This is a genomic window from Microbacterium meiriae (assembly GCF_025143875.1).
GTDB classification, from domain to species: Bacteria; Actinomycetota; Actinomycetes; order Actinomycetales; family Microbacteriaceae; genus Microbacterium; species Microbacterium meiriae.
In genome coordinates, this window is the sequence record NZ_JAMBDU010000004.1 from 50,039 (window position 1) to 63,365 (window position 13,327).

Here is a 13,327-nt window from a genome sequence, read left to right on the forward strand (position 1 = left end):
CTTGACAACCCGGCAGGCTCCGAGCATATTCGACATTGACGAATCCTTTTCGGATTTTTGCTCGAGACTCACGCCGCATCAAAGGAGATCGCAGGATGAAGAAGCTCATCAACGCCCCGGAGGACGTCCTCGTCGAGTCCCTGAAGGGCGTCGCCGCCGCGCACCCCGAACTCTCGGTCGACCTGGAGAACCACGTCATCACCCGGGCTACACCGAAGGAACAGGGCAAGGTGGCCGTCGTCTCCGGAGGGGGATCCGGCCACGAACCGCTGCACGGCGGCTACGTCGGCACCGGCATGCTCGACGCGGCCGTCGCCGGCGAGGTCTTCACCTCGCCCACCCCCGACCGCGTGCAGGTGGCGACCCAGGCGGTCGACCGCGGCGCCGGCGTGCTGCACATCGTCAAGAACTACACGGGCGACGTGCTCAACTTCGAGATGGCCGCCGAGCTCGCGGCGATGGAGGGGATCGAGGTCGGCACGGTCGTCGTGGACGACGACGTGGCCGTGCAGGACTCGCTCTACACCGCCGGCCGTCGCGGCGTCGGCCTCACCGTCCTGCTGGAGAAGCTCGTAGGGGCCGCGGCGGAGGAGGGCCGCGACCTCGCGGCGGTCGTCGACCTCGCGAAGCGCATCAACGGGCAGGGGCGCTCGATGGGCATGGCCCTCACGAGCTGCACGGTGCCCGCCGCCGGGAAGCCCACCTTCGACCTCCCCGACGATCAGATGGAGATCGGCATCGGCATCCACGGCGAGCCGGGACGGCATCGTGAGCCGCTCGCGCCGGCGTCGGAGATCGCCCGGCAGCTCGTCGAGCCGATCCTCGGCGACCTCGACGCCACCGGACCCGCGATCGTGATGCTCAACGGCATGGGCGCCACGCCCCTGATCGAGCTCTACCTCATGTACGGCGAGGTCGCCGCGATCCTGGAGAAGTCCGGCGTGCAGATCGCGCGGAACCTGGTGGGCAACTACATCACCTCCCTCGACATGGCCGGGTGCTCCGTCACGGTGCTGAAGGCCGACGACGAGCTGCTGCGGCTGTGGGACGCCCCGGTGAACACCCCCGGCCTGCGGTGGGGCGCGTGATGGCGGCCGTCGGCACCGACGTCCTCGTCGACTGGATCTCCCGCTACCGCGAGGCCGTCACCGCGCAGCGCGACTGGCTCACGGAACTGGACTCCGCGATCGGGGACGCCGACCACGGCGCGAACATGGCGCGGGGCTTCACGGCGGTCGGGGAGAAGCTCGCGGCGACGACGCCCGCGACGATCGACGAACTCCTCAAGTCCGTCGGCATGACCCTGGTGAGCTCGGTGGGCGGTGCGAGTGGCCCCCTCTACGGCACCTTCTTCCTGCGCATGGGGATGTCGGCCGGTGCGGTGACGACATTGGACGGACCGGCGCTCGCCGCGGCACTGCGGGCGGGGCTCGAGGGCATCGTCGCGCGGGGCAAGCCCGAGGCCGGCGACAAGACGATGTTCGATGCGATGGCCCCCGCGGTCGACGCTTTCGATGCCGCCCTCGCCGGCGGAGCGGATACCGCGGCGGCGGCCAGGGCGGCTGCGGACGCCGCGGCCGCCGGTCGTGACGCCACGGTGCCCCTCGTCGCCCGGAAGGGCAGAGCGAGCTACCTCGGTGAACGCAGCGCCGGACATCTCGACCCGGGAGCCGCCTCGACGGCGCTCCTGTTCGAGACGCTCGCCGCGGCCCTCGCGGACGCCGGATGATCGGGATCGTCGCCGTCTCCCACAGCGCCCGGCTCGGGGAGGCGGCGCTCGAACTCGCCCTGCAGATGGTGCCGGGCGGCGGCGTGCAGGTCCGTGTGGCGGCCGGTGCGGGTGTGGACGCGGAGGGTGCGCCGATCCTCGGGACGGACGCCGTCGCGGTGTCGGCGGCGATCGACGAGCTCGCCCCCGACGTCGACGGCGTGCTCGTGCTGATGGATCTCGGGTCGGCCGTGCTGAGCGCCGAACTCGCGCTCGAACTGCGCAGCAGCGACGTGCCGGTGCGGCTGGCTCCGGCACCGTTCGTCGAGGGGCTCCTCGCGGCGGTCGTGGCTGCGGCGGCAGGCGGCGACCTCGACGCGATCGCCGACGAAGCCTCGTCCGCCCTCGCGGCGAAGACCGGCCAGCTCCTCCCGCCGGACGCGGAAGGCACGGCGGCAGTGGACTCCGCGCCGGTGTCGGCGGGGGACGCCTCCGCCTCGCCCGACGTGGCCGGGGAGACCGTGACGCGTCGTGTGCGCGTGCGCAACCCTCTCGGCATCCATGCCCGCCCCGCCGCGCTGATCGCGGAGTCGGCGGCGGGTGCGGACGTGCGTCTGCGACGGCTGCCGGACGGCCAGGAAGCCGCGGCCGGAAGCCTGACCCGGCTGCTCGCGCTCGGGGCGCGTCCGGGGACCGAGATCGAGCTCACCGGTCGGGGAGCGGACGCCGAGGCGGCGATCGACCGCCTGGTCTCGCTCTTCCAGGGAGGGTTCGGCGAGGGCGTCGAGACGGACGAGGGCGCCGCCGGCAGCCCGGGAACCGCACCCGCGCCCGCGCCCGGCACGGTCGGGGACGCTCAGACGGGAACCGGGGCCGACCACGCGTCCGCGCCGCCGCCGGAGATCGTCTCCGGGACCGTGCTGCAGGGCCGTGGGGTCAGTCCCGGACGTGTGGCCGCGAGGGCGGTGTCCCTCGCACCGGCACTCCCGGAACCGGATGCCGAGACCGTCGTCCCGCCGGAGGGTCGGGAGGCCGAGGTCTCCACGATCGAATGGGCGGCGGTCGCCGTCGCCGATCAGCTGCGATCGCGCGCCGAGCGGGCGCGCGGAGAGGCGCGGGCGATCCTGGACGCGTCACGGCTCCTCGCCTCGGATCCTGAGCTGGTGGCCGAAGCCACCGCCCTCGTGCGCGCACAGGGGCGGACGGCGGCGCGAGCGGTCTGGGAGACCTCCGCGGCGCACGAAGCGGCGCTCACGGCTCTCGGCGGGAGGATGGCGGAACGCGCCGCCGACATCCGTGACGTTCGCGACCGCATGATCGCCGAGATCCTCCGGGTGGACATGCCAGGGGTCCCCGAGCGCGACGAGCCGTTCGTGCTCGTCGCGACCGACCTGGCTCCTGCCGACACCGCGGCGCTGGAAGGGGGCAGCTGCGTCGCCCTCGTGACAGCGGACGGCGGGCCGACCTCGCACACGGCGATCATCGCGCGCGCGCTGGGACTGCCCGCCGTGGTCGGGGTGGCCGGAGCGACGGGGATCCCCGAGGATGCCATGCTCCTCGTCGACGGCGACCACGGCACCATCCACGTCGACCCGGACGAGGCGGAGATCGCCGAGGCACGGGCCGCGGCGGTCGTCGTCACCTTCGATGGACGGGGCCGTCTCGCCGACGGGACCCGCGTGCCGCTCCTGGCCAACGTCGGAGGGGCATCGGATGCCGGGAGCGCCGCGGCGGCGCACGCCGAGGGGGTCGGACTGTTCCGCACCGAGTTCTGCTTCCTCGACCGGACCGAAGCGCCGAGCATCGAGGAGCAGGTGGAGGCGTACCGCGGGGTCCTTCGCGCGTTCCCCGGACGCAAGGTGGTCGTGCGCACGCTGGATGCGGGGAGCGACAAGCCCCTGCCGTTCGCGAACGACGACGACGAGGACAACCCGGCGCTCGGCGTCCGGGGCCTGCGTCTCTCCCGTCGCCGGCCAGCGCTGCTCGACGACCAGCTCCGCGCGCTCGCCAGGGCTGCCGACGCGGAATCCGCGGACGTGGAGGTCATGGCGCCGATGGTCGCCACGGTCGACGAGGCGGCGGACTTCGCCGCGCGGTGTCGTGCCGCGGGGCTGGACAGAGCGGGGATCATGATCGAGACCCCGGCGGCGGCGCTGCTGGCTGCCGAGCTGTTCGAGGTCGTGGACTTCGTGAGCCTGGGGACCAACGATCTCGCGCAGTACACTCTGGCCGCCGACCGGCTGTCCAGCGCGCTCGCCGATCTCAACGACCCCTGGCAGCCGGCGGTGCTGCGGCTGATCGGGACGGTCGGGGCGGCGGGGCGAGCGGCGGGCAAGCCGGTCGGGATCTGCGGGGAGGCGGCCGGTGATCCCGCGCTCGCTCCGGTACTCGTCGGGCTCGGCGCGACCTCGCTGTCGATGACGCCTCGCGCGCTCGGGCGGGTGGCGGCAGCGCTCGACGCGGTGGGCCCGGACGAGTGCCGGCGGGCGGCGGAGGGGGCGAGCCGCGCGGCGACCGCTGCGGAGGCGCGGCAGGCAGCAGCTCTCGTGCTCGGCGGAGGCGGCGCCGGCTGAGCCGCACGGCTCCTGCGTCCAGCTCCTTGCGTTACTGACCGATCGTTCAGTTAGTATGGGCGGGCGGGACGAGGTCGTCCCGCCCGAGCGCGACGAGGAGGTCGGCGATGACGGAGACGACGACGGAGACGGCGGAGGCCGTCCGGCCGAATCGGGCCATGATGGCACGAGACCGGGCCTCGGCGATGCTCGGTCTGGTCGTGGAGCGTGACGACCCCGGGCACGCGGTCGTATCCATGCGCGTCCGTGACGACATGACCAACGGCTTCCGGATCACCCACGGCGGGCTCGTGTTCGCGCTCGCCGACACCGCCTTCGCGATCGCGTGCAACGAGGACGATCGGGTGACCGTCGCCGCCGGTGCCGACATCTCGTTCCTCAAGCCCACCGTCGCGGGGCAGACCCTCACCGCGACCGCCGTCCGCCGCACCCGTAGCGGTCGCTCCGGCCTCTACGACGTGACGGTCGTGGACGAGCACGGCGACGCGGTCGCCGAGTTCCGCGGCCGCTCCCGCACGACTTCCCGCACCTTCTGACCCCGCCCCCGTCCCGAGGAGTCCCCGTGTCGACGATGACCGCCCCCGCCTCCGCCCTCCGCCCGCCCACGGCCGATGAGCTCGACCCCGAGGAGCGGATGAGCCGCGCCGAGATCGAGCAGCTCCAGCTCGAGCGCCTGCGGTGGACCGTGCAGCACGCCTACCGCAACGTCCCGCTCTACACGCGGAAGTTCGATGAGGCGGGCGTGCACCCCGACGACATCCGCACGCTCGACGACGTGCACCGGCTGCCGTTCACCACCAAGGAGGACCTGCGCGAGACGTACCCGTTCGGGATGTTCGCGGTGCCGATGGCCGACGTCGCCCGCATCCACGCGTCCAGCGGCACCACGGGGCGCCCGACCGTCGTCGGCTACACGCGTGGCGACCTCGACCGCTGGGGGTCACTCGTGGCCCGCTCGCTCCGGGCCAGCGGAATCCGGCGCGGCATGAAGGTGCACAACGCCTACGGCTACGGCCTCTTCACGGGCGGGCTCGGCGCGCATGCCGGGATCGAGGCGCTGGGAGCGACCGTGATCCCCATGTCGGGCGGGCAGACCGCGCGCCAGGTGCAGCTCATCCGCGACTTCGAGCCGGACGCGATCCTGTGCACGCCGAGCTACCTGCTCACGATCGCCGACGCGATGGCCGCGCAGGGCATCGACCCGCGGTCCACCTCGCTCAAGGTCGCGGTGCTCGGCGCGGAGCCCTGGACCAACGAGATGCGGCACGAGCTGGAGCAGCGGCTCGGCATCGACGCCCTCGACATCTTCGGGCTCAGCGAGGTCATGGGACCGGGCGTCGGCAACGAGTGCCTCGAGACCAAGGACGGCCCGCACCTGTGGGAGGACCACTTCCTGCCGGAGGTGATCGACGGCGACACCCTGCAGGCGCTTCCGGACGGCGAGCGGGGGGAGCTCGTCTTCACCTCGCTCACCAAGGAGGCCTTTCCCGTCATCCGGTACCGCACACGGGACATCACCCGTCTGCTCCCCGGCACGGCGCGGCCGGGGATGCGGCGCATGGAGAAGGTCACCGGACGCAACGACGACATGATCATCCTGCGCGGCGTCAACCTCTTCCCGACGCAGATCGAGGAGCTGGTGCTCGGGATCGAGCAGCTCACGCCGCACTTCATCCTGGAGCTGACGAAGGAGGGCCGGATGGACGCCCTCACCGTGCGCATCGAGCGTCACCCCGACCTCTCCGTGGAGACGTGCGAGGCGGCGGCACAGGTGCTGGTGCAGCGTATCAAGGTGTTCATCGGCTCGTCGGTCGCCGTGCGGCTGGAGGAGCCGGGGCACTGCCGCGTAGCGAGGGCAAGTACAAGCGCGTGTATGACCTGCGCTGACACGCGGGGGTCTCGGCGGCGACCTCCGCGATGAGCGCGGCGGGCGGTGCGAGACTGAGGGGGATGTCCGAGATGCAGACCACGCGGCGCGGCCGCCCCGGGTACGACCAGCAGGGGATCCTCGCCGTCGCGGTGGCCGCCTTCAACGAGCACGGCTACGACGCGACCTCGATCGGGATGCTCGCGGAGCGCCTCGGGCTGTCGAAGTCGGCGATCTACCATCATTTCGGGTCGAAGGACGAGATGCTCGACCGCGCCCTCGACAGCGCCCTCGGCGGGCTGGAGGGCGTGGTCGACGCGCCCCTCCCGGACAGCGGGGGAGCCGCCGATGCGGTCGCCCGCCTGGAGCACGTGCTCCGCGGGGCCGTCCATGTGCTCGTGGACCAGCTCCCCGCCGTGACGCTGCTGCTGCGCGTGCGTGGGAACACCGAGGTGGAGCGCCGTGCCCTCACCCGGCGGCGGGCGTTCGACCGCCGCATCACCGCTCTCGTCGCGGAGGCGCAGGCCGAGGGCTCTCTGCGCTCCGACATCGACGCGGCCGTCGTCGCCCGTCTGACGTTCGGCATGATCAACTCGATCGTCGAGTGGTACCGCCCCGGCGGTCGCGAGGGCGCCGATCGTCTCGCGGACGACGTCGTCGCGATCGCCCTCGACGGCCTCCGCCACCCCTGACCCGCGAGACCCCGGCTTCGCGCCGAGGCCCCGCCCTCTCCGCGTGGGAAGGGCGGGGTCTCGACGAGTGCCCGGGGTCTCGGGGGACTATGCGGCGGGGGTGAGCTCCTTCGCGACGAGTGTCAGGACGTCGTAGGTCGCGACGAGCTCGTCCTCCTGGTTCTTCAGGACCGCGTCCCAGCGCACCTCACCGTACTCGTCGGTCTCCCGCGGCGTGATCTGCTTGGCGGTGAGCTCGACGCGGATCTCGTCGCCGGGGGAGACCGGGGTCACGAAGCGCAGGTTCTCCAGCCCGGAGTTCGCGAGCACGGGCCCGGGAGCCGGGTCGACGAAGAGCCCCGCCGCCCACGACACGAGCAGGTAGCCGTGGGCCACGCGTCCGGGGAAGAACGGGTTCGCCGCCGCCGACGCCTCGTCCATGTGCGCGTAGAACGTGTCGCCCGTGAACGCCGCGAACGTCTCGATGTCGTCGAGGCTGACGGTGCGTGAGGGACTGACGACCTGGTCCCCGATGCGCAGCTCCGCCAGCGACTTGCGGAAGGGGTGCACGCCGTCGCCGGCGTCGAACGGACGGGCCGAGGCCCCCTGGTGCCACACCCCGGTGAGCGCGGTCATCATCTCCGGGGAGCCCTGCACCGCCGTGCGCTGCATGTGGTGCAGCACCGCCCGGATGCCGCCGAGCTCCTCGCCGCCGCCGGCGCGGCCGGGGCCGCCGTGCACGAGGTTCGGGAGCGGGGAGCCGTGTCCGGTCGAGCTGCGGGCGTCGTCGCGGTCGAGGAAGAGCACGCGGCCGTTGTACGCCGCGATCCCCGCGGCCAGCGTCGTCGCGACCTCCGGGTCGTGCGTCGCGACGCTCGTCACGAGCGAGCCGCCGCCCCGGGCCACGAGCGCCGCCGCCTCGTCCAGCGTGCGGTAGCCGAGGATGCTGGAGACGGGGCCGAACGCCTCGATCTCGTTCACGGCGGGGCTCGTCGCATCGGTGAAGCGCAGGAGCATCGGCGCCACGAACGCGCCGTCCTCCGCCGGGCCCTCGCTGCCGTCCGCACGGCGGACCGTCGGCGCCTCGGGGGAGCCGATCACGAGCTCGCCGCCGCCCTCGCGGAGTCGCGCCACCTGCCGGAGCACCTCGTCGCGCTGGGCCGTCGAGGCGAGCGGTCCCATCGTCACGCCCTCGGCGCGCGGGTCGCCCACGACGATCCGCGCCGCGAGCCGGTCGCGCACGGCGGCGATCACGTCGTCCACCGCGTCCTCCGGCACGATCGCCCGCCGGATCGCGGTGCACTTCTGCCCGGCCTTCGACGTCATCTCCGCGACGAGCTGCTTCACGTAGGCGTCGAACTCCGGGGTGCCGGAGGCGGCGTCCGTGCCGAGGACCGAGGCGTTGATCGAGTCGGTCTCGCTGGTGAAGCGGACCCCGCCGGTCTGCACCGCGTCGTGCGCCCGCAGCCGCTCCGCCGTCGACGCGGAACCGGTGAACGCGACGAGGTCGCCCAGGCGGAGGTGGTCGAAGAGGTCGGGCACGCTGCCGGACACGAGCTGCAGCGACCCCTCGGGCAGCAGACCGGACTCGACCATCACCCGCACCATGGCCTCGGTGAGGTAGCCGGTGGGGGTGGCGGGCTTCACGACCGTGGGGACACCGGCGAGGAAGGCCGGCGCGAACTTCTCCAGCGAGCCCCAGACGGGGAAGTTGAAGGCGTTGATCTGCACCGCCACCCCGGGCAGCCGGGTGTAGATGTGCCGACCGAGGAAGGAGCCGTCTCGCGAGAGGTTCTCCACGGCGCCGTCGACGTAGACCTTCGCGTTCGGCAGCTCCCGGCGGCCCTTGCTGGAGTACGCGAAGAGCACGCCGATGCCGCCGTCGATGTCGACCCAGGAGTCCTGCGCGGTGGCGCCGGTGCGGCTGGAGATCGCGTACAGCTCCTCCTTGCGGGCGGTCAACGCGAGCGCGAGCTGCTTGAGCAGCACGGCGCGCTGGTGGAACGTGAGCTCCCCGAGGGACGCCTGACCGGTGGTGCGGGCGAAGCCGAGCGCCGCGCCGAGGTCGAGGCCGGTCGTGGAGACGCGGGCGACCGTCTCTCCGGTCGAGGCGTCGCGCACCTCGGTGGCGTCCGCATCGGAGGCGGGCGTCCACCAGGAGCCCTGCACGTAGCTGGGGAGGATCTCGGTCATCGGGGTTCCCTTCATCAGTCGTCCCATTCGTAGAAGCCGCGTCCGCTCTTGCGGCCGAGGTGTCCTTCGGCGACGAGGCGGCGCAGCAGGGCCGGGGGTTCGAAGCGCGAGCCGAGCTGTGCCGCGAGGTACTCGGCGATGCCGAGCCGGACGTCCAGCCCGACGATGTCGGTGAGCCGGAGCGGCCCGACCGGGTGCTTGTAGCCGAGGGTCATGGCGGCGTCGATGTCGGCGGCGTCGGCGACGCCGTCCTCGAGCATCCGGATCGCCTCGAGGCCGAGGGCGACGCCGAGGCGGGAGGACGCGAAACCGGGGGCGTCGGCGACGACGATGGGCGTCTTGCCCAGCGCGCGGACCCAGGAAGCCGCGTCCGCGACGAGGTCCGGCGCGGTCGCGGCGCCGCGCACGACCTCCACGAGCGTGGAGGCGGGCACGGGGTTGAAGAAGTGCATCCCGAGGAACCGGGTGGGGCGGTCGAGCACGGCTGCGAGCTCGTCGATCGAGATGGACGAGGTGTTGGACGCGAGCGCCGCATCGTCCGCGAGGTGCTGCTCGACACGGGTGAGCGCCTCGATCTTGAGCGACAGCTCCTCCGGGACGGCCTCGACGACGAGGGTGCAGTCCGCGAGCAGTGCGGTGTCGGTCCCGGTCGCGAAGCGGGCGCGATACGCCTCGGCGGTCTCGACGGCCGTGCCGCGGGAGAGCGAGGCGTCGATCGACGCGTGCACGCGGGCGGCGGCGGCCGCGGCGGCGTCGTCGTCCCGCTCGACGACGGTCACGGGGGATCCGGCGAGGAGGAAGGCGTGGGCGATACCGGCGCCCATGCGTCCGCCACCCAGCACGCCGACGCGGGCCGGGACTGCGGCCTCGGGGGAGGAGGGCGTGCTCATCGGTCTCTCCGTTCCAGGAAGGCGGTCATGCGACGGTGCTTCTCCGGGCTCTCGAACAGCGCGGCCTGCTCCTCGAGGTCGGCTGCGGGGTGCTGGTCGCGCGGCGCCCGGAAGACCCGCTTGGTCGCGATGGTCGCCGCGGGGTCGTTGCGGGCGATGCGGTCGGCGACCGCGTGGGCGGCGGCGAGGAGATCGGCGGGTTCGTGCAGCGAGGAGACGAGCCCGATGCGGAAGGCCTCCTCGGCGTGCACGGTGCGTCCCGTGAGCAGCAGTTCGATGGCACGGGCGTCGCCCACGATCTCCTTGAGCCGCCAGCTCGCTCCGGCGGCGGCGAGGATGCCCAGGCCGGTCTCCGGGTTGCCGATCTTCAGGGTCGGCGTCGCGAGGCGGATGTCGGCGGCATACGCGAGTTCCGCGCCACCGCCGAGCGCGTAGCCGTCGATCGCGGCGATCACCGGCATTGGCAGCTCCGCGACGCGGACGAACGCGTGGGCGTTGATGCCGCGACGGGCGTCGTCGGCGCGACGGTCCCGGAGCTCCGCGATGTCGGCGCCCGCCGCGAACACCCCGTCGGCGCCGGTGAGGATGAGCGTGCGCGGCATCTCCTCCAGCTCGGCGCACAGCGCGTGCAGGGCGTCGATCGTGGCCTGGTCGATCGCGTTGCGCTTGTGCGGACGGTTCAGGGTCGCGACGACGCGGTCCGCGGTTCGGGTGACGAGCAGCGGCTCGTCCGCGCCCCTCACACCTTCTCCAGGATCACGGCCGCGCCCTGGCCGACGCCGACGCACATCGTGGCGAGGCCGTAGCGGGAGTCCTCGCGCTCCATGCGTCCCATCAGCGTCACGAGCAGGCGTGAGCCGGATGAGCCGAGAGGGTGGCCGAGGGCGATGGCTCCGCCGTCGGCGTTCACGCGGTCCTCGTCGAGGCCGAGCCGCCGGATGCAGGCGAGCGACTGCGAGGCGAACGCCTCGTTGAGCTCCACCGCGCCGATGTCGTCGAGGGAGAGCCCCGAACGGCGCAGCGCCTTCTCCGTCGCGGGGACCGGTCCGAGTCCCATGATCTCCGGAGCCAGGGCTGCGGAGGTGCCGACGACGATCCGCGCGCGGGGCGTCAGTCCGTCGCGCTCGACGGCTTCGGCGCTCGCCACGAGCACGGCCGAGGCGCCGTCGTTGAGGGCGCTGGAATTGCCGGCCGTGACGACCTCTCCGCCGGCCACGACGGGGCGGAGGCGCGCGAGCACCTCGAGGGTCGTGTCCGGACGCGGGCCCTCGTCGACGAGCACCTCGCCGTCGCGGACCGGCACGCCGACGATCTCCGGGGCGAAGCGGCCCGCGGCGATCGCGGCGGCGGCGCGCTGCTGGGAGCGGACGGCGAAGGCGTCGGCCTCGGCGCGCGTGATGCCGTCGACGCGGGCCACCTCCTCCGCCGTCTCCGGCATGGTGAAGGTGGCCTTGTCCCGCGCGGCGAGCCGCGGGTTCGGGAAGCGCCAGCCGATGGAGGTGTCGAAGGCGGCTCCGGGCTTCGCCCACGCCTTCTCCGGCTTGGCCTGCACCCAGGGGGCGCGGGTCATGGACTCGACGCCGCCGGCGACGAGGAGATCGGCGTCGCCCGCGCGGATCGCCTGCGCGGCCATGGTCACGGCGGACATCCCGGAGGCGCACAGGCGGTTGACCGTGATGCCCGGCACGGTGTCGGGGAGACCGGCGAGGAGCACGGCCATCCGGGCCACGTTCCGGTTGTCCTCTCCGGCCTGGTTGGCGGCGCCGAGGATGACCTCGTCCAGCTCGGTACGCGCCGGGTCGAGCCCGGCGCGGCGCACGGCCTCGCCGACCACGAGCGCCGCGAGGTCGTCGGGACGGACGGCGGAGAGGGTGCCGCCGTAGCGGCCCACCGGGGTGCGGACCCCTCCGACGAGGTAGGCCTCTGGCATGCGGATCTCCTGACTTCGTCGTCCTGGTGTGGTCCGGGAGCGGCCGGTCGTGAATTACTGACCGATCGTAAGGTAATTATGGCACAGGCGCACGGCCGGCCGCGATCCCGGACCGGGAGTCAGACGCTGAGATCCACGCCCTTCGTCTCCTTCACCAGCGAGACGCCGATGAGCGAGATGAGCGACGCGACCGCGATGTAGACGCCGATCGTCCACGCGGCGTGGAACTGGTTCAGCAGCGCCTCCGCGATCATCGGTGCGAATGCGCCGCCGAGGATGGCGCCGAGGGCGTAGCCGATCGAGACGCCCGAGTAGCGCACGTTCGCGGGGAACATCTCGGCGTACAGCGCCGCCTGCGGCCCGTACGAGAGTCCGAGCGCGAACGTCATGACAAACAGGGCGACGAAGTACCAGACGATGTTCGCGGTGTCGATGAGGAACCACATCGGGATGGCCCACACCGCGAGGGCGACGTACCCGATCTGGAACGTGCGGATCCGGCCGAGACGGTCGGAGAGCGCCCCGCCCCAGAGGGTGAAGATCAGCCACCCGAACGAGGCCAGCGTCGTCGCCAGCAGCACCGGCGGGCGCTCCATGCCGAGGCCCGTGACCGCGTACGTCGCGAAGAAGGCGATCAGCAGGTAGCCCGCGGCGTTGTTCGCGATGAAGATGACGGCCGTGAGCACGACCTTCTTCGTGTGCGCGCGGAAGAGCTGTCCGAGCGGGGCCGAGGCCTCCTTGCGGCGGCGGCGGAGGTCTTCGAACACGGGGCTCTCGTCGACGGCGCGGCGGATGACGTAGCCGACCGCGATGAGCATGATGGAGAGCAGGAACGGGATACGCCAGCCCCACTCGAGGAAGGCCTCGGGAGACATCGAACTCGTGAGCGCCCACAGGGTGAAGGTGGCGAGGATCATGCCGACCGGCACGCCGATCTGCGGGAACGCGCCGAACAGGCCGCGTCGCGCCGACGGGGCGTGCTCGACGGCCATCAGGGCTGCGCCGCCCCATTCGCCGCCGGCCGAGAAGCCCTGCAGGATGCGCAGGAGGATCAGGAGGATCGGGGCGGCGACGCCGATGGCGGCGTACGTCGGCAGCAGGCCGATGAGGGACGTGGACAGTCCCATCATCACGAGGGTGAAGACGAGCATCTTCTTCCGGCCGAGCTTGTCGCCGAGGTGCCCGGCGACGATCGCACCGAGCGGGCGGAAGAGGAACGAGATGCCGATGGTCGCGAACGAGAGCACCTGGGCGAGCCCGGGGCTCGACTCCGCGATGGGAGCGAGGAAGAGCGGGGCGAGCACGAGGCCCGCCGCCTGGGCGTAGATGAAGAAGTCGTACCATTCGATCGACGTCCCCACGAGGGTGCCGGCGAGGACGCGCCGCTCCTCTGCGGGCATCCTTCCGGTCGACGAGGCGGCTGCGGTGGCTGAGGTCATGCGAACTCCGTTGTTCTGCGAGGGGGGAGCACCGACGCGGGTACGTCGGCGATGAC

General features: G+C 72.6%; 10 protein-coding genes and 1 pseudogene. 6 read left to right on the forward strand and 5 right to left on the reverse strand.

Going from position 1 to position 13,327, the window contains the following annotated elements; translation table 11 throughout:
* Nucleotides 1–95: 95 nt before the first annotated feature.
* The 6 genes and pseudogenes from dhaK to M4D53_RS03695 all read left to right on the forward strand — a co-directional run bounded on the left by dhaK (nucleotide 96) and on the right by M4D53_RS03695 (nucleotide 6,840).
* On the forward strand, nucleotides 96–1,088 hold the full coding sequence (gene dhaK / locus M4D53_RS03670) for a dihydroxyacetone kinase subunit DhaK (protein WP_259952011.1): 993 nt from the start codon (nucleotides 96–98) through the stop codon (nucleotides 1,086–1,088).
* Entirely contained in the window at nucleotides 1,088–1,729 is a 642-nt protein-coding gene (dhaL, locus tag M4D53_RS03675; protein ID WP_259952013.1) for a dihydroxyacetone kinase subunit DhaL, read from the forward strand. Before dhaK ends, dhaL begins: the two co-directional genes overlap by 1 nt.
* The gene (ptsP, locus tag M4D53_RS03680) at nucleotides 1,726–4,281 is read left to right on the forward strand and encodes a phosphoenolpyruvate--protein phosphotransferase (protein ID WP_259952015.1); all 2,556 of its coding nucleotides are present in this window, start codon (nucleotides 1,726–1,728) and stop codon (nucleotides 4,279–4,281) included. Before dhaL ends, ptsP begins: the two co-directional genes overlap by 4 nt.
* Nucleotides 4,282–4,439: 158 nt before the next feature.
* Complete coding sequence (gene paaI, locus M4D53_RS03685) at nucleotides 4,440–4,817, forward strand: hydroxyphenylacetyl-CoA thioesterase PaaI (protein WP_259952019.1); 378 nt, start codon at nucleotides 4,440–4,442, stop codon at nucleotides 4,815–4,817.
* 35 nt (nucleotides 4,818–4,852) lie between these two features.
* Nucleotides 4,853–6,168: pseudogene (gene paaK, locus M4D53_RS03690) on the forward strand (phenylacetate--CoA ligase PaaK).
* A gap of 63 nt (nucleotides 6,169–6,231) precedes the next feature.
* Nucleotides 6,232–6,840: a TetR/AcrR family transcriptional regulator gene (locus M4D53_RS03695; protein ID WP_259952020.1), complete on the forward strand. Its 609-nt coding sequence runs from the start codon at nucleotides 6,232–6,234 to the stop codon at nucleotides 6,838–6,840.
* 87 nt (nucleotides 6,841–6,927) lie between these two features.
* On the opposite strand, the gene paaZ is transcribed toward M4D53_RS03695, so the two are convergent.
* The 5 genes from paaZ to M4D53_RS03720 all read right to left on the reverse strand — a co-directional run bounded on the left by paaZ (nucleotide 6,928) and on the right by M4D53_RS03720 (nucleotide 13,271).
* Nucleotides 6,928–9,012 carry a phenylacetic acid degradation bifunctional protein PaaZ gene (gene paaZ / locus M4D53_RS03700; protein WP_259952022.1) on the reverse strand — a complete coding sequence of 695 codons (2,085 nt, stop codon included), beginning with the start codon at nucleotides 9,010–9,012 and terminating at the stop codon, nucleotides 6,928–6,930.
* 14 nt (nucleotides 9,013–9,026) lie between these two features.
* Nucleotides 9,027–9,902: a 3-hydroxyacyl-CoA dehydrogenase family protein gene (locus M4D53_RS03705; RefSeq protein WP_259952023.1), complete on the reverse strand. Its 876-nt coding sequence runs from the start codon at nucleotides 9,900–9,902 to the stop codon at nucleotides 9,027–9,029.
* Nucleotides 9,899–10,645, reverse strand: coding sequence for an enoyl-CoA hydratase/isomerase family protein (locus M4D53_RS03710; protein ID WP_259952026.1), 747 nt, complete (start codon nucleotides 10,643–10,645; stop codon nucleotides 9,899–9,901). Before M4D53_RS03710 ends, M4D53_RS03705 begins: the two co-directional genes overlap by 4 nt.
* Nucleotides 10,642–11,832: a thiolase family protein gene (locus M4D53_RS03715; protein WP_259952028.1), complete on the reverse strand. Its 1,191-nt coding sequence runs from the start codon at nucleotides 11,830–11,832 to the stop codon at nucleotides 10,642–10,644. Before M4D53_RS03715 ends, M4D53_RS03710 begins: the two co-directional genes overlap by 4 nt.
* A gap of 119 nt (nucleotides 11,833–11,951) precedes the next feature.
* Nucleotides 11,952–13,271 carry an MFS transporter gene (locus M4D53_RS03720; protein ID WP_259952031.1) on the reverse strand — a complete coding sequence of 440 codons (1,320 nt, stop codon included), beginning with the start codon at nucleotides 13,269–13,271 and terminating at the stop codon, nucleotides 11,952–11,954.
* Between the last annotated feature and the right edge of the window lie 56 nt (nucleotides 13,272–13,327).

Bases quoted from the DNA above. Each gene is read 5' to 3' on its own strand.
- dhaK (WP_259952011.1), top strand. From the start codon at position 96: ATGAAGAAGCTCATCAACGCCCCGGAGGACGTCCTCGTCGAGTCCCTG.
- dhaL (WP_259952013.1), top strand. From the start codon at position 1,088: ATGGCGGCCGTCGGCACCGACGTCCTCGTCGACTGGATCTCCCGCTAC.
- ptsP (WP_259952015.1), top strand. From the start codon at position 1,726: ATGATCGGGATCGTCGCCGTCTCCCACAGCGCCCGGCTCGGGGAGGCG.
- paaI (WP_259952019.1), top strand. From the start codon at position 4,440: ATGATGGCACGAGACCGGGCCTCGGCGATGCTCGGTCTGGTCGTGGAG.
- M4D53_RS03695 (WP_259952020.1), top strand. From the start codon at position 6,232: ATGTCCGAGATGCAGACCACGCGGCGCGGCCGCCCCGGGTACGACCAG.
- paaZ (WP_259952022.1), bottom strand. From the start codon at position 9,012: ATGACCGAGATCCTCCCCAGCTACGTGCAGGGCTCCTGGTGGACGCCC.
- M4D53_RS03705 (WP_259952023.1), bottom strand. From the start codon at position 9,902: ATGAGCACGCCCTCCTCCCCCGAGGCCGCAGTCCCGGCCCGCGTCGGC.
- M4D53_RS03715 (WP_259952028.1), bottom strand. From the start codon at position 11,832: ATGCCAGAGGCCTACCTCGTCGGAGGGGTCCGCACCCCGGTGGGCCGC.
- M4D53_RS03720 (WP_259952031.1), bottom strand. From the start codon at position 13,271: ATGACCTCAGCCACCGCAGCCGCCTCGTCGACCGGAAGGATGCCCGCA.